At 39.4% G+C, this 16662-nt stretch carries 17 protein-coding genes and 1 pseudogene; all 18 read right to left on the reverse strand.

Annotation, left to right across the window (positions count from 1 at the left end):
* Nucleotides 1-401: 401 nt before the first annotated feature.
* Nucleotides 402-1577 carry an MFS transporter gene (locus NE668_RS07415; protein WP_227037967.1) on the reverse strand — a complete coding sequence of 392 codons (1176 nt, stop codon included), beginning with the start codon at nucleotides 1575-1577 and terminating at the stop codon, nucleotides 402-404.
* Between the two features lie 229 nt (nucleotides 1578-1806).
* Entirely contained in the window at nucleotides 1807-2700 is an 894-nt protein-coding gene (gene secF / locus NE668_RS07420) for a protein translocase subunit SecF (RefSeq protein WP_004695602.1), read from the reverse strand.
* On the reverse strand, nucleotides 2697-3971 hold the full coding sequence (secD, locus tag NE668_RS07425) for a protein translocase subunit SecD (RefSeq protein ID WP_004695600.1): 1275 nt from the start codon (nucleotides 3969-3971) through the stop codon (nucleotides 2697-2699). The genes secF and secD overlap by 4 nt, the downstream gene beginning before the upstream one ends.
* Nucleotides 3972-3989: 18 nt before the next feature.
* A complete protein-coding gene (locus tag NE668_RS07430) occupies nucleotides 3990-4556 on the reverse strand; it encodes a 5-formyltetrahydrofolate cyclo-ligase (protein WP_227037966.1) in 567 nt (188 codons plus the stop codon).
* A complete protein-coding gene (gene yajC / locus NE668_RS07435) occupies nucleotides 4556-4846 on the reverse strand; it encodes a preprotein translocase subunit YajC (protein ID WP_004695596.1) in 291 nt (96 codons plus the stop codon). The genes NE668_RS07430 and yajC overlap by 1 nt, the downstream gene beginning before the upstream one ends.
* Nucleotides 4847-4923: 77 nt before the next feature.
* Entirely contained in the window at nucleotides 4924-6039 is a 1116-nt protein-coding gene (gene tgt / locus NE668_RS07440; RefSeq protein WP_227037965.1) for a tRNA guanosine(34) transglycosylase Tgt, read from the reverse strand.
* A gap of 8 nt (nucleotides 6040-6047) precedes the next feature.
* Entirely contained in the window at nucleotides 6048-7073 is a 1026-nt protein-coding gene (gene queA, locus NE668_RS07445; RefSeq protein WP_227037964.1) for a tRNA preQ1(34) S-adenosylmethionine ribosyltransferase-isomerase QueA, read from the reverse strand.
* 11 nt (nucleotides 7074-7084) lie between these two features.
* Nucleotides 7085-8875 (reverse strand): SpoIID/LytB domain-containing protein, encoded by a 1791-nt coding sequence (locus tag NE668_RS07450; RefSeq protein WP_256196449.1) that lies wholly within the window; start codon nucleotides 8873-8875, stop codon nucleotides 7085-7087.
* Nucleotides 8876-8877: 2 nt separating this feature from the next.
* The gene (gene ruvB / locus NE668_RS07455; RefSeq protein ID WP_012864112.1) at nucleotides 8878-9882 is read right to left on the reverse strand and encodes a Holliday junction branch migration DNA helicase RuvB; all 1005 of its coding nucleotides are present in this window, start codon (nucleotides 9880-9882) and stop codon (nucleotides 8878-8880) included.
* A gap of 2 nt (nucleotides 9883-9884) precedes the next feature.
* Nucleotides 9885-10493, reverse strand: a complete 609-nt coding sequence (gene ruvA, locus NE668_RS07460; protein WP_227037961.1) for a Holliday junction branch migration protein RuvA — start codon at nucleotides 10491-10493, stop codon at nucleotides 9885-9887.
* A complete protein-coding gene (gene ruvC, locus NE668_RS07465; RefSeq protein WP_221741836.1) occupies nucleotides 10493-10987 on the reverse strand; it encodes a crossover junction endodeoxyribonuclease RuvC in 495 nt (164 codons plus the stop codon). The genes ruvA and ruvC overlap by 1 nt, the downstream gene beginning before the upstream one ends.
* A 205-nt stretch (nucleotides 10988-11192) precedes the next feature.
* On the reverse strand, nucleotides 11193-11927 hold the full coding sequence (locus tag NE668_RS07470; RefSeq protein WP_227037960.1) for a YebC/PmpR family DNA-binding transcriptional regulator: 735 nt from the start codon (nucleotides 11925-11927) through the stop codon (nucleotides 11193-11195).
* A gap of 9 nt (nucleotides 11928-11936) precedes the next feature.
* On the reverse strand, nucleotides 11937-12509 hold the full coding sequence (locus tag NE668_RS07475) for an RNA methyltransferase (protein ID WP_227037959.1): 573 nt from the start codon (nucleotides 12507-12509) through the stop codon (nucleotides 11937-11939).
* Between the two features lie 58 nt (nucleotides 12510-12567).
* Nucleotides 12568-13128: a hypothetical protein gene (locus NE668_RS07480; protein ID WP_227037958.1), complete on the reverse strand. Its 561-nt coding sequence runs from the start codon at nucleotides 13126-13128 to the stop codon at nucleotides 12568-12570.
* A gap of 11 nt (nucleotides 13129-13139) precedes the next feature.
* Nucleotides 13140-13571, reverse strand: coding sequence for a DUF350 domain-containing protein (locus tag NE668_RS07485; RefSeq protein WP_227037957.1), 432 nt, complete (start codon nucleotides 13569-13571; stop codon nucleotides 13140-13142).
* A 10-nt stretch (nucleotides 13572-13581) separates the two neighbouring features.
* A pseudogene (locus NE668_RS10355) lies at nucleotides 13582-14652 on the reverse strand (hypothetical protein).
* Nucleotides 14653-14754: 102 nt separating this feature from the next.
* Nucleotides 14755-16062 carry a glutathionylspermidine synthase family protein gene (locus NE668_RS07500; protein ID WP_227037954.1) on the reverse strand — a complete coding sequence of 436 codons (1308 nt, stop codon included), beginning with the start codon at nucleotides 16060-16062 and terminating at the stop codon, nucleotides 14755-14757.
* 14 nt (nucleotides 16063-16076) lie between these two features.
* The gene (locus NE668_RS07505) at nucleotides 16077-16649 is read right to left on the reverse strand and encodes a hypothetical protein (RefSeq protein ID WP_227037953.1); all 573 of its coding nucleotides are present in this window, start codon (nucleotides 16647-16649) and stop codon (nucleotides 16077-16079) included.
* Between the last annotated feature and the right edge of the window lie 13 nt (nucleotides 16650-16662).

Below are 16662 nucleotides of genomic sequence, written 5' to 3' on the forward strand. Positions count from 1 at the left end.
TATGGTTGGTTTTGACTGTGTCAAAACCCGCACTCTGGCATATGTTCAATCATTTCGATTGATTACCTATCATTGTTCAGTTTTCAAAGATCTGTACCAGTCTACACATTCTTTCGTCGAAGTGTTTCATCAACTGGCGACTTGATTATTCTATCAAGTTAAGCTCATTACGTCAAGTGCTTTTTTTAACTTTTAAGAAGTTTTTTATACTTATCATTTGAGCTGTGTCCTAATGACTTGTATTAGTATAGCATAAATATAATAAACGTCAATATATAAAATTGCCGCCTTATCATTTTCATCTTTCTTTCATCATTTTCTTAACATTCTATATATAATATCTCATTAAAACCCATTTTAACTTGTTAAATACTTCTTTACCAATTTTTACCTTAAAATATCTATAGTTCTAAAGGAGTATATCTTTTTACCCATATATGATACAAAGCAAGTGCTATCACCATAACCAATGCAGTGAACATATATAAATATTGATAGCCCCACGCACTAGCTAATACTGCAAGTATAACTGATCCAGCACCAACACTTATATCTAATGCTAAAAAATATGTTGCTGTTGATACACCCGCACGCTCAATAGGAGCTGATTGTATAGCCAGCGCTTGGAATACAGGTTGTGCTGCACCATAGCCTAACCCCAACAATGGAGCGGTGAATAGAATAGCTAATGGGGTTATAGCCAATCCCAATACAAATAAACCTAGTATAAATAATCCTAATCCTGTATAGATAATAATTTTTGAACCATATCGAGCATATATTTTTCCTACTATGGGTCGACTAATAATAATCATCAACGCAAAAATAGCAAAGAAAGCACTTCCCCATATTCCTGCCCCCATGCTATTAAGTTCTATAGGTATAAAAACTAAAACACCAGAATAGGTAAACCCAATAAATAAGCCCATTAAAGCCCAAGGTAAACTTTTATTTTCTATAAACTGGGAAATATGCCAATCTTTATATGTTGATTGTTTAGGTAATGCTAACTCTTTTGATAGGGGAATAATATTACTTAAGACCATAGCCAATCCAGTCATAACCGTTAAAAATATGTACAATGCCATACTACCGTATGACGATAAAGCATATAGGCCGATAGCAGGTCCTAATACCATTGCTATATTTGAAAAGATAGCAAACATATTAACTCCCTCACCTTTTCGACTAGGAGGTAATACTAATACTGCTAGAGTAGCCATTACAGTTGTTCCAAGGGCAAACACAACACCATGTAACCCACGTAGTACGAAAACAGCCTCTAAGGATGTAGTAAAATTAAATAATCCCATAATAATGAAAAACAAGGCTGTTGATATTAATAGAACAATACGCTTATTAAAACCATCTATTAATCGTCCTGCAAAAATCCTACATAAAATTGTACCAATTTGAAAATATGACATCGCTAAGCCCGCATCAAGATCGCTGCCAGCTAGCTCAGACGTGATTACAATTGGCAATGCCGCTACGAGAACATATTGAGTCATATATAAAATACCACTACTAATACCATAATTAGTAAAAGCAGGGCTCCATAATCTATTTGAATCCATATTTGTATCTCCCTTTTGTATCGTGTCACCTAGCCATTTTACGCCTCTATCTTATAGAATTCAAGAACAAACCTTTTTAAATTTTATATAGTTAAAAATGACTGTTATCTGTAATATACCTATACCGTTTTACATAATAAAAAATGGCAAAATAAAAGAACCTCTCTAAAAATAAATCAAGAGAGGTTCTTGTACTTTAATCATTAACACAATAATAATCTATAACTTATTATTGATTACGTACGTCATTTTTATTGCGGCTCTTCCACATAACCCACAAGGAAGTAGCTACACAGATAGAGGAGTACGCACCGCTAGCAAAGCCGATAATCATGCAAAGAGCAAAGTTCTTTGTAGTATCTCCACCAAATAAATAAAGGGATACACAAGCAAACATAACTGTTGCCAATGTATAGAAACTACGATGAATACTTTGTGTAATAGATGCATTCGCAAGATCTGCAAATGTATCAGAACGCTTGTGAGTATGCGTATTTTCTCGAACACGGTCAAAGATTACTACGGATTCATTCATAGAGTAACCTACAACTGTAAGAATGGCAGCTAAGAAGGATGCATCAATCTCTAATTGGAAATAAGAGAAAACACCAAGAACCATGATCAAGTCATGAAAAATGGCAACTAAAGCAGAAATGGCAACCTTATATTCAAAACGATAAGAAATATATAGAGCTAATGCTGCGAATGCTATAACAAGATTTAATAACGCATGTTCTGTAACTTCGGAACCAATTACAGCACCTACAGTTTCAATACGTTTAACTGTATTGTTACCAATAGATTTAGTCAAAGAATCAACAACAGCTGCACTTTCACTAGACTCAAGATTGCGTGTACGAATCATTACGTCTTCGCCAGCTGTATCACCAGTAGTATCACCGGAAAGCTGAATTTGTGCATTTTCAAGATTATATTCTTTTAGAACGTCACGAACTTGACTAACCTCTACAGGTTGATCAAATACAACTTCAACAATAGTACCACCAGTATAATCAATACCAAAGTTAAACCCTTTAGTAAATATGGAAATTAAGCTGATAATAACAAGTGTGGAGGAAATAGCAAACCACCAACGATGATGCTTAATTACGTCTAATGTCATTTGCGTTTACCTCCTTTCAAAGATTTTGGTGCAAATGCGTCAGCACTTGTGCTTGGAGAGATATTCGCACCAAACCAGAATGGATGGTTCGTAAAGTTACAGTCAATAAGTAAGCGCAACAAGAAATGACTCACCGTAATCGCTGTAAACATACTTACAACAACGCCTACGCCTAAGCTGATAGCGAAGCCTTTTACAGGGCCAGAGCCTAAAATAGTTAAGATACCAGCTGTAATAATAACGGATACGTTCGCATCTGTAATTGTTGCTAAAGCACGACTGAAACCGGCTTCCATAGCTACACGCATGGACTTACCAGAGAACACCTCTTCTTTAAAACGTTCAAAGATAAGAATGTTCGCATCTACAGCAACACCCATAGACAAGATAATACCCGCGATACCTGGCAATGTCATAGTCGCATTAAAGCCTTTGCCTAATACGAGCAATAAGAGCATAACATATACAAGTAATGCAATATTAGCTACGATACCAGAAAAACGATATAAAATAACCAAGAAAATCATGATCATTGCAATACCAGCACTGAAGGCTACAACAGATTTATCCTTGGAGTCTTGACCCAAAGAAGGACCAACTGTACGCACTTCTAATACATTAATTTTAACAGGTAATGCACCGGAACGTAATAAAATAGCTAAGTCTTTAGCTTCTTCTAAACTTTGACTACCAGAGATAGTGGCTTTACCACCTGTAATTGCTTGTTGTACTACAGGATTAGTCAATTCTTTACCATCCAATGTAATGGCAATACGACGACCAATATTTTTAGATGTTAAATCAGCAAACTTCTTAGCCCCTTCATCACTTAATTCAATAGCAACGAGTGGTTGTTTATTTTGACCTAACTCTTCTTTCGCATCTTTTAAGTCATCACCAGTCATAACGGTTTGACCTTGGTCGTTTTTAAATTCCAAGACCGCAGTTTTACCGATACGTTTAATCGCTTCGTCAGGATCTTTTACACCTGGCAATTCAATGATAATACGACGAGCACCTTCACGTTGTACCAATGGTTCAGATAAACCCATTTCATTAATACGACGTTCTAAGATTTGCTTCGCCCGTTCCACTGCATCATTGTCAGCTGTACCAGTCGCAGAGTCCTCTGCTTCCAATACGATATGCGTACCACCTTGCAAGTCTAGGCCTTGTTTCAAAGAGCCTGCTAATGGTTGAATAAAATACGCAAATAATCCAATGATGGCAGCAATGACTACTAAAAACTTGATAATAGCTTTACCGTTCAAAATAGTTGCTCCCTTCTGCTATACACAATGTATAATGCCTTGCTCTGTCACAATTTTACTCATTCGTTGGTCTAGCTCATCCATCGGGATTGGTGTTTCCCATAATTGTACAGTCCAACATACGCCCATAAATGTACTTGGTGAAAGTTCCTTGAGAAATCGATCATAATACCCATTCCCCATTCCCATGCGACCACCTTGACGGTCAAAGCCAGCACCAGGCACTAAAATCAAATCCAAGTCACACGGATCAATAATATCGTATGGCTCAGCAGGAATACGTATATTTAACACACCCCGAGTGATAGATTCTAGAGACTTAAGACGAACTGCAATCATAGTCGTCTTATCAGTACATACTGGAACGTATACAGATTTATCATGTTCTAAAGCATGACGAATCACATCGTCTAAATTGGCCTCTTTAGGCATCGCCAAATAGGCCATAATGTTTTTTGCCGATATATACTCAGGACTATTAACGATTTGATTCGTCAACATCGGCGTCCACGACCTACAATCAGCAACGGATAAAGCAGCGCGCTGAGACTTACACGCCTGGCGCACTGCTTCCTTTGTATTCATTATTTTTCTTCCTTGTTTTTCTTAGACAGTACGTTAGCAACTGCTGTACGAGCAAATGTTAATTCAACTTTTTCAGATACCTGTACCTTGACTTTTTCATCATCAAGTTCAACAATTTCGCCATAAATACCACCAATAGTAACGATTTTTTGGCCTTTTTTTAAGCTACCTAACAAGCTAGCACGCTCTTTTTGTTGTTTCTTTTGTGGACGCCACAGTAAAAAGTAAAAAATTACTACCATTAACAAAATAGGCCAGCTAGTTTGCAAGATTTGTTGAATATCTCCCATGTTATCCTCCTAGGTTAATAAATATGTATTTCTTTTCTAGTATAGCCACCTAATATAAATTTGACTAGACTTAATTACTATTTTTTAAAGCTATCCCAAAATTGTATTCTAAATTGCGGGAACCGATCTTCTAAGATAGCTTGTCTCATTTGACGCATAAACTCTAATAAGAAATAGAGATTATGATACGTTACAAGGCGTAATGCCAAAATCTCTTCTGCCTTATATAAGTGACGAATATATGCACGGGAATAATTTTTACATGTATAACATTGGCAACCTTCTTCTAAAGGGCCCCAATCATGAGCAAATTGAGCATTTCGAATATTAAGGCGACCATTCCAGGTCATGGCCATCCCATTTCGAGCAACACGAGTTGGATATACACAATCAAACATATCAACTCCACGTGCTACACCTTCTACCAGACAATCTGCGGTGCCAACGCCCATCAAATAACGAGCCTTGTTAGTTGGCAATAATGGCGTAGTATATTCTAAGATTTCATTCATTAAATCATGAGGTTCCCCAACGGATAAACCGCCGATGCTATAACCTTCAAAATCCATAGCTACAAGTTCTTCCGCACTTTGTTTGCGCAAGTCTTTGTACATGCCACCTTGAACGATACCAAACATGCCTTGGCGGTCATGAGCTTTACGAGACTCTTGGCAACGATGCGCCCAACGCGTGGTACGCGCCGTAGAGCGTTTCGCATAATCATGATCCGCGGGATACGGAATACATTCGTCAAAAGCCATCGCAATATCAGAACCTAATTGTTCTTGTACCTTTGTAGCCACTTCAGGAGATAGAAACTGTTTTGATCCATCAATGTGGGATCTAAATGTAACACCATCCTCAGTAATTTTGCGCATATCGCCTAAACTAAACACTTGGAATCCACCACTATCAGTAAGAATCGCTTGATCCCAATTCATAAATTTATGTAGGCCCCCAGCCTCTTCTATAAGCTCCGGCCCTGGGCGAAGAAATAAATGATAGGTATTACTCAAAATAACTTGAGAACCCATAGCCTTTAGTTCTTCTGGTGTCATAGTTTTAACTGTCGCTTGCGTGCCTACAGGCATAAACATCGGTGTTTGAAAGGTACCATGTGGCGTATGCAATAAACCTGCCCGTGCCCCCGTATGAGGACATGTCTTTTGTAATTCATAAGTAATACTCGGCATAGTCCCTCCTAACGTATAAACATAGCATCGCCGAAGCTAAAGAAACGATAACGTTCTTTAACAGCTTCTTCGTAGGCCGCCAAACAGTGTTCACGACCAGCTAGTGCACTAATCAACATTAACAATGTAGATTGAGGCAAGTGAAAATTCGTTACCAACGCATCAATCATCTTAAATTTATAGCCAGGATAGATAAAAATTTGAGTCCAACCACTCATACCTTGTAATACACCATCATCATTCGTAGCAGACTCGAGTGTACGTACAGATGTAGTACCTACCGCAATAATACGGCGTCCGTTTCTCTTAGCTGCATTAATACGGTCAGCGGTTTCTTGAGATACAACGAAGAACTCACTATGCATCTCATGATCTTCAATAGTCTCTGCCGATACAGGTCTAAAGGTGCCAAGTCCAACATGTAAGGTTACAAACTCAAGCTCTACACCTTTAGCTTTAATCTTTTCTAAGAGGTCAGGTGTAAAGTGAAGTCCTGCAGTTGGTGCCGCAGCAGAGCCTTTCTCCTTAGCGTATACCGTTTGATAACGGTCTTTATCTTCTAACTTTTCATGAATGTATGGAGGTAATGGCATTTCACCAATTTCTTGAATCACATCATCAAACACACCATTGCAAGTGAACTCAATGATACGACCTCCAAATTCAGTCTTATCAATCACAATCCCTCTCAGGCGGTCATCAAACTCTATAACTTGCCCGATAGGACATTTTTTCCCCGGTTTAACAAGGCATTCCCATCGATTTTCACCACATGGTGTGAGTAAAAGTACCTCCACCTTGCCACCAGAACCTTGACGATGTCCATATAATCTCGCAGGGATAACCTTCGTATTATTAAATACAAGCACATCTCCTTCATGGAGTTCTTCTAGCAAATCATAAAAATGCCCTTTATGTTTAACTTCACCACTTGCCTTATCTAAGGTTAAAAGCCGTGCTGTATCACGAGGTTCTACAGGATGCTGAGCAATCAGTTCCTCTGGCAATTCATAATCAAAATCTGTAACTTTCATCGTAATCCTTATTAGTACATTTTCTTCAATGTAATGCCACTATAGTAGTGACGCAAAATAGTTTGGTAATAATTTGTATCTCCAGGATTAGCACGCTTTGCCATTTCCGCAGCGCCCCATTGAGACATACCAAGGCCATGACCCCAACCGTGGCCTTTAATATAAACAGTATCATTCTTGCCAGTAAAGCTATGATATGCCTTTCCCGTGCCTTTAGCAGGATTGTGATTTACATAGAAATCAAATAGTGTAGATTTTAAACCTAAAATACTACGCAATGCATCGCCATCTACAGTAGTTTTTCCAGAGGTACCTATGAAAGTAGCACTCTTTATACGACCTGATACACCGCGGTCCGATGTTTGTTGCCCAGGCTTACCAAGAGGAGTCAACTGAATGCTCTTCAATTTACCTACCCCTTTACTTGCCGCATTAAGTTTACTTTCAAGAGCTTGACGAGAGGTAGTAACAGTCCAATTCGATGTAGATGTACCAGTACTAAAGTCTTTTACCCCTTTCAAGTATGGCACATCACTTCCCCAAACATTTACACTATCCTCTGTATAGCCACCGCCATCAGAATGGAATAAGGCATTAATAGGACGTTGATCATAAAGCATAACTACGCCTTTAGTTTTATTTACTGCATTTGTGGTAGCTTGAGATTCACCACTCACACCACTGTATACTTGATGATCCGTGGAATTACTCACATCGTAGAATTTACCTTTATTTTGTTCCATCGTATGAAGAGCATAAGTACGAGCTGCTACGGCTTGTGCCTCTAATGCAGCAGCCGGCCAAGACGGTACTACCTCTTGTGGGACAACACCATACAGGTAATCCTCAAGGGGCACAGAATTAATGACCATCATGGTTCCATTATTGGCACGTAATGTTAAACCGCCACGATAACCTTTACCTTCGAACAAGAATGGTGCATCACTATTCGCAGGCTTCAATGTAACCACACTATCAATAGCCTTTCCATTTACAGCAATCTTGCCGCCGCGAACGCCAATAGATGTACCACGATTAGCACTGATTGTGCTAACTTGACCATTACCGCTGTTCAATACAACCATATTAGCTGTAGATGTAACAGTAGCATCGGAGCTACGACTACCTAGTAGAACACGTACATTTGGCATGTTTTCTTTACGTTCTGTAGCAGGCGTCACTACGGAGCCCACTTTGTTGCGAGTAATAACTGCTGTATTGGCTTGAATGCTATTCACATCCGTTGTTTTTACTACCTTTTTAGTAGCAGTTTTTTCAGTAGCTCTTTTTTGTGCTACAGGTTTATCACCAGTAACTGCAGGTTTAGTAGCTGGCTTTGCAGTAGTAGAAGCCGCAGGTTTTGTAGCCATTGTAGCTTTACCTGTAGTGACTGATTTCGCAGCTATTGCATTAGTACTAGATTTCGCAGTACTAGTTGATTTTGTTGCACTAACTGGTTTAGCCGGCGTTACCGGCTTTGTAGCTGTAGCAGGCTTTGCTACACTAACCGGTTTTGCACTAGGTTTAGCCATCGTAGATGCAACAGTTGACTTAGAAACCGTTTTAGTTATTGCGACCGGCTTTGCAGCTGGTTTAGTAGCAAGTGGACGAAAACTAGATTTCTTCGTCGTATTTACTTTCGATACAGTTGTATTAGATACTGTTGATTTTGGCGTTGGCTTTTTCATTACCACTGCACCTTTATTTTGCAGCATCGCTCCATGTGCTATAGAAGCACCGCCAATGTTTACACCTAAAAACAAAGTGGCCATTATCATCAATTGTAATCGTTTTGTTTTCATTGTTATTTCCCTGTCTGTGAAATACCTAAATGCTCATAGGCTAATTTAGTAGCTACCCTCCCACGCGGTGTGCGTCCTAAAAATCCTAATTGCATCAAATATGGTTCATACACATCTTCGATGGTATCTCTCTCTTCGCTGATGGCCGCCGCAATGGTATCAATCCCTACAGGACCGCCATCATATTTTTCAATAATACATTCCAACACACGTCGATCAATTCGATCAAGTCCCATTTTATCTACATATAAACGTTGTAATGCTTCATCTGCAATTTCTTGAGTGATAACCCCATCACCAATGACTTGTGCAAAGTCGCGTACCCGTTTAAGCAGACGATTTGCGATACGCGGTGTTCCTCTTGAACGACGCGCAATTTCGCTTGCCCCAGTCGGCACAATACCAATATTAAGTATTTCTGCGGCTCGAGACACAATAAATTCTAACTCTGGCTGTTTATAATATTCCAACCGATTAATAATACCAAATCGGTCCCGTAATGGAGCTGCCAAAGCACCCGCTCGAGTCGTGGCACCTACCAAAGTAAATTTTGGCAAGTCAATACGCACAGTTCGAGCACTTGGGCCCTTACCGATGATAATATCAATAGCATAATCTTCCATAGCAGAGTACAACACTTCCTCTACGCTACGAGACAAGCGATGAATCTCATCGATAAATAATACATCATGATCATCTAAATTTGTTAAAATCGCAGCCAAATCACCAGACTTTTCAATAGCAGGACCAGAAGTTATGCGAAAATTAACACCCAATTCATTCGCAATAATCCCTGCTAATGTTGTCTTACCAAGACCTGGAGGCCCATAGAGAAGCACGTGATCCAATGCTTCACCACGTTGCTTTGCAGCCTGAATATACACATTTAGATTGCCTTTAGCCTCTTCTTGCCCTACATACTCATTAAAGAACTTAGGTCGAAGGCTATATTGCCATATATCCTCTTCGTGCTCGCCATTGCCGACAAGGCGTACTTCTTCATTCATCCTTATCGTCCTTTCCCAAGCTCAATCAAGCTGACTTTAATCAACTCAGATACATCACGCTTACCATCATCTAAAGACTCAACAATATCAGCCACATCTCGCTCGGAGTATCCTAATGATACGAGAGCTTCAATAGCCTCCCCTGCGGCACCACTAGCAGTGACACCAATAGGCTGAATAGCCGCAGGTGATTCTGCAGAAATATGTGTCATCTTAGCAATCTTATCCTTCAGTTCTAAAACAAGTCGCTCCGCAGACTTCTTACCAATGCCAGGTAACTTAGTTAATTGTTGCACCTGTCCATTGATAACCGCTAATTTAAAAGCCTCTGGTGTCATGCCTGACAAAATGCCAAGCCCCACCTTGGGACCGATACCGGAAACAGAAATGAGCAGTATAAACAACTCATATTCCTCTTCCGTCCAAAAGCCGTAGAGTTGCATCGCATCTTCTCGTACATTAAGATACGTGAATAGCGTCACCTCACGACCTTCTATCAATTGTTGACGCGTAGTGGTCGGCACATATACGCGATACCCTACGCCATGTACATCAACATAGCACGATTCTTTAAAGAGATGTGTTACGATGCCCCGTACATACCCTATCATTATACCAACCTCTTCAATCTATCATTGTGAGAACTATGAGCCGTACAGATAGCAACTGCCAATGCATCTGCTGTATCATCGGGCTTGATTTTCTCACGAATCCCCAAAATATTCATCGTCATATAAATGACCTGATTCTTATCAGCCTTGCCATAACCAGTGACCGCTTGCTTGATTTGTAGCGGCGTATATTCATAGAGTGGAATACGCTGTTGCTCGGCGGCCAATAATATGACACCTCGTGCTTGTCCAACCTTAATGGCTGTCGTTACATTGCGGTTAAAGAATAATTCCTCTACTCCAAACTTATCTGGCTTGTATTCCTCTAAAAGATCGCTAAGATCATTGAATAGAATTTCCAATCGCTGCGAATCAGTTAATTCCTTAGGAGTTGTAATAGCCCCATAGGCTACTGGTGTTAGTTTGCTGCCCTTCACGTCAATAATGCCGTATCCGCATATAGCCGTGCCTGGATCAATTCCTATAATGCGCACCCCAACCCCCTTAGTTTAAAAATGAGATAAGCTATCGCCTACCTCCATTACATAATCTATTTTATTATAGCACAATATCACATCGAAATTCATGAATTCCCGTATAATTAATATAAGAAATCTATTACTTTTCTTAACTTTTTACAAAACTTTCCAATTTAATTCATCAATAGAAAAGGAGCACCCATAGAGTGCCCCTGTTTATTTATTCTTCATCGTCTGGCAAAATACCGTTGTGATATACGTTTTGTACATCATCAAGATCATCCAATACGTCGAGCATTTTCTGCATTTTTACAGCATCATCACCAGTTAACTCAATCGTTGTATCTGGAACCATTGTAATTTTAGCTACTACAGTTTCGATACCCGCATCAGCAAGCGCTGCTTCTACAGCATCAAAATCCTCTGGTGTTGTATAAATTTCAAACACATCATCTTCAGACTTAAGATCTTCTGCACCAGCTTCGAGAGCGAGCATTGTTACTTCGTCTTCATCATGACCCTCTTTATCGATAACGAATACGCCTTTAGATTTGAACATCCAGCCTACACAGCCGCTTTCACCAAGATTACCACCTTGTTTAGAGAATGCATGGCGCACGTCTGCAGCAGCACGATTACGATTGTCGGTCATCACCTCAACGGTAACGGCAACACCTGCAGGACCATAACCTTCGTATACGATTTCCTCGTATGCATTCATGTCCGTAGCACCGATGCCTTTGTCGATAGCACGTTGAATATTATCCTTAGGTATATTATTTTCACGAGCTTTTTGCAAAGCCAATTTCAAGCGCATATTACCAGTTGGATCTGCACCACCCATGCGTGCTGCAACGGTAATTTCACGACCGATTTTTGTAGCCAATTTAGCTTTTAATGCATCGGTTTTACCTTTTTTATGTTTAATATTTGCCCATTTAGAATGTCCTGACATAGACGCCTCCTATTTATTCCACCATGCTTCGCCCCGCAGCCGATCTAAGATGATTGATACGGCACTACGCACGGATAAATGATTGTATTCACCATGGCCATATATAGGTTCTAAAATATAGTCAAAGCTTTCCATCGTTTCTTTTGTCATACCATAACCGGTACCAAATAATACTAACACAGGGCGCCCCTCATTTTCAAGGTGTTCACGCATCCGTGCATAGGAAATTGTATTATCATAAGTTCTAGCATCGGTAGTTGCTACGATAGGTTTTACCCCTTCCAGTTCCTCGATAGTACGCACCGCAACAGCGATAGAATTAACGAGTTCAACGCCTGTGAAAGCATCTTTTCTGTCCGGATTATAGGTGCTACCAAAGCCTGACTTCCAATGTTCCATAATAGTGGCTGCTAACTCTCGTTGAGCCGGTATATTATGAATTACAAAATATTTAGACACATCATAGGTAATAGACGCTCGTGCAATATCATGAATATCATAATTTGTAATGGCCGCCGTAATGACCTCTTTATGCTTGTTCATAATCGGATAATGAACAAGTCCAATATATAAATTAGCCAATACTATATCTCCTAAATTCTAAACTAACCTTCATTAATATGCATTGCCATCATATCCATTACGAAGCACTAGACCGTGCGCCAGCACTACCAAATCCAGACTTCTGTCCTATGGAAGACGCCTTTTTACTTCTATTGCGTTCATAAGTTCTATAAAAGCTCCGCCCCATAGCGCTATGTACATTTGACCCTGATGCGGTATATACATAGGGCTCCTCATACGTTTGTAATGGTGCTGCTATGCGATATGTCATGGTTCGTCCATCCATGCGTGCAATAGGTGGATTAAAACCGTGAAATATATAATATCCTGCAGCAATACTTGGTAAGAGCCCTGCTAGCCCCGCATCCCACACCAAATTGCCACTATTATCTCGGTGAAAGGTAACGGATCGATTATCGTCGTATAAGGCTGTTTCTTTACCATCACCATGATTTAATAAAGAATATCGGTTTCCTTGGTTATCCTTTAATCGAACCTCCCCTTCATTTGCTTCTGGGTAAACCTTGTCGCACACAGCATAGGAGATATCATTCCAGTAGGAATATACACCTACAAGACCAGCAACGGCAGCGAAAGCACCTGTAAGGTATATGGTTTTCTTACTTGGCTTATACATAGAACACTCCCTTAGTGCACAGCACCGCTAATAACAAGGGCAAGACCTACGAAGATGCCAAACACAAGAATGCCTGCCGCTGTATTACCGCGTATAATTTCTTCGGACAATTTATATTTACGATGCCAAATATTGATAAACATATAGCCTGTCACAAATAATATAATACCAAGCACAGCATATATAACACTGGCTACGATACCATGTAACAAGGAAGTATCAGCTGTAGTCACGGCTGGTGACATGATAACAGCGCGCAAAATTTCACCGATACCGATAAATGATCCCGCTGAAAGCCACGCCACAGCACAATTACCACGCTTAATTTCTTCACTAAATTTACCAGGTACGAAGAAATCGATAACCGTATTCGCCGTTAACATCAGTATAATGCCAAAGCAAGCATAAAAAATTGTCAATAATACATCTGGTATATAAATCATAATAAGCCTCCTAATAATATAATTTTGTATTGGATGTGTTGCCTGAATTGGTAGTAGGATACAATCGTTCGCGTCCCGTATTATCCCCTAGGCGAACCATGGTCGCATAGTTATCGAGTATATGAGAGCTGATTAATGTACGATCAATAATTTTCCAATCCTCTTGTGTCAATTTTGATTGTTCACATACCTTAACCTTAGTTTGTCCATCCGTATTGGTAATGATATACACCAAGTCCCCAGAATAAAATACAATAACTTCATGTCCCTCTTCTAAGTTATCCCGCTCATTCTTAATATCACCATTCACAGAATCAATCAAGTCTAATGCGGTGCTAACAGGATCTAGTGTAGACGTGTATACATAGTCACTATCTGAATCTGTTTTTGTATAATATGCAGATGTGTCATGCATATGTTCTTTTGCCGTATAAGGCACTCCAAACATAGCGCGTATACTATGCCAAGACAAATCATTGTCCGACCAAAACAGAAATAGTAAAAATAGTACAGTATACCCCACACCAACAGCAATAGATCCAAACCTCTTTTTCATAAATTTGTTACGCATCTTTTGCTTAATGGCTTGAGCGGCTGCATCATTACAAAGGCGAATATTCACTAAAGGCACTCGTGACCCTTCGGCAAACATTTTCTTACCTTCAAACCACTCTTCTTCAAAGAATACACTAGCACCACCTTCACAAGGCAGCTGATATTCTCGATATCCTGCGCGGTCCCCTACGGAGGCACCACTTTCACCATCGACATCGACAACCTTTTCTAATCCGATTTGATGTAATGTAAAACCCTTACCTGGCCGTGTATGATAGGATGTTCTAGATACGGTACACCATTCATTATCATTATACTCAATAGTTAACCATATCTTATCAATTCCCTCAACAGCCTCCAGTCCATATTCATGTCAATAATCACCTGGTGATTTTGTCATAGACGGCTGACCCCTATAGGATTGTTCCTTATCTGCTTTTGGAATAATCTCTATGTATTTAATTTTCTCAGTGATTACATAGCGGCTGCCATGAACCTCTAAGACATCATAACAATTAAACTCCATACACACCCTCGCTAAAGTAGACATAAGCACGACTGCTGCTAAATACACCTATTATCATTCGTTTGCCCATACTATATGGTCACAAATTTCATAGTATTTCGCTTACTCTATTAATAATGGTACAAAGTATGCTTCTGTACCAGCTATCTCTTCCGGAGAAAAACGGCATCCTACCGCGGAAGCTTGATCACCAAGCATAAAACAGGATAAGGTTAAAAATCCATCTTTCACTCCACAATCCACTGTATGAGTAAAACGTTTCTGCTGTATAAAATCTTGATACATAACCTTTTTACTATCACGACAAATGATATCGTCATAGTTATCAACTAGCTTTTCCATGTAAAGCTCAGATGTATCACCACGCTTTTGAACAACTTGTACATGCTTTCCTTCACGCCCCCAAATCTCCTTTTGAATATAAAGGCCATCATCAAGAGAGGAAAAATCATTTTCAAAATAGGATGGTGCCAAATAACGCTCGATGATATCTCGATCTGGTTTCGTAAAAAATTGATCTGTTAAATACAACGCATACACTAAAGACATAAATGATTTGTTTTGTAAAATAATTGCCTCTGGCGGATTAAAAAGAGCAAATCTATTCTCCTCGTAAAGATCTAAAAACATCTCACCCAAAGGTTCATTATCTGGTGTTTGTTCATCAATTAAAAGTTCCATAGGATGCAATCGATACAATAGAGTCGCATGACTACAATCAGCTAAAGGAATGCCCTCATCATCAATCTTCATATCATAAAAGGATATGAATCGCGTGTCTGCCTCAGGACAGGCTGTTTTTAATTCCTTCATAAGGAATTGTGTTGTACCGTAGTCTTCAAAATAATCATGAAAGCAGGAGAATACAAAGGGATCCTTAGGTAGTCTTTCTCTATTTGCCAGCATAGACTTATATTGATTTCTACCATACTTAGCTGATAAAACAGCATCATACATGCGCTTTAAAAATGTATGTAATTCTTTTCGGCATTCTTTATTAGGATGTTTTCGTCCTACATAATTAGCTGCAACTTCATTAGCATAATAGCTCTCAATAAGAAAACACGGCGTATCTGCATTAAGTTCTACCATGCGCAAATTGCCATTTACATCGAGAACAAAATCAAAGCGAGATAACCAGGTCGGTAACCCTAAGGCATTCGACTTATGTAAATAAGGAATTAAATTGTCTGGCATATCCATGTTTCGTGCAAAATCATCTGGGGCCATTTGAAATACTTTTGCAGCTTTACAAAATATTTGAAATAATCTACGTGAAACATGACGAATTTCATCGTAAAAGTCGGATGAAAAGGCCTGCATAGATAATGACGGATAACGATCATCATACCCTTCATATTCCACGAAATTAAATATATTTCTATCAAGCTCATCAATATAGGATTTCATTGTTCATCCTTTCATTAAGAGGCACCGCTCGAAGTTCGAGCCCCTACACTACCAAAGCCATACTTTTCACCAATTCTATGTGCCCGACTACTCGTTTTAGTATTGTAACGATTTCTAGTCATCTCATTAATAGTCCTAGCCACTCTTGCACTATTAGATTTGCTAGCTCCTGTATTTGCATCAAAAGATGTAAGTGGCGATGTAGCACGATAGGTCATACTGGGTGCATCCATATATGCCGTTGGAGCTGAAAAGCCATGAAACGCATAGTAACCTACCGCCAAAGTTGGAATCAAACTGGCTAAGCCTGCATCCCATATAATATTGCCTTTCTCATCACGATGAAAGGTAACAGATTTTTCTGCATCATCATAGAGCGCAGTTTCTTTTCCATCACCGTGATTAATCAAGGTATAGCTTTTACCTTCATCATCAACGAGCCGTACTTCACCATTATTTAATTCTGGTTTGACCACATCACATAGAGCATAGCTAACATCGTCCCAATACGAATAAGCGCCTACTAAAGCTGCTATAGATGTAAAGGCTATGGCTATGTAAACAGTATTCTTACTTGGTTCATACATATAATATTCCTTC

The sequence above is a fragment of the Veillonella parvula genome (assembly GCF_024461875.1).
In the GTDB taxonomy this organism is placed as follows: Bacteria; Bacillota; Negativicutes; order Veillonellales; family Veillonellaceae; genus Veillonella; species Veillonella parvula_I.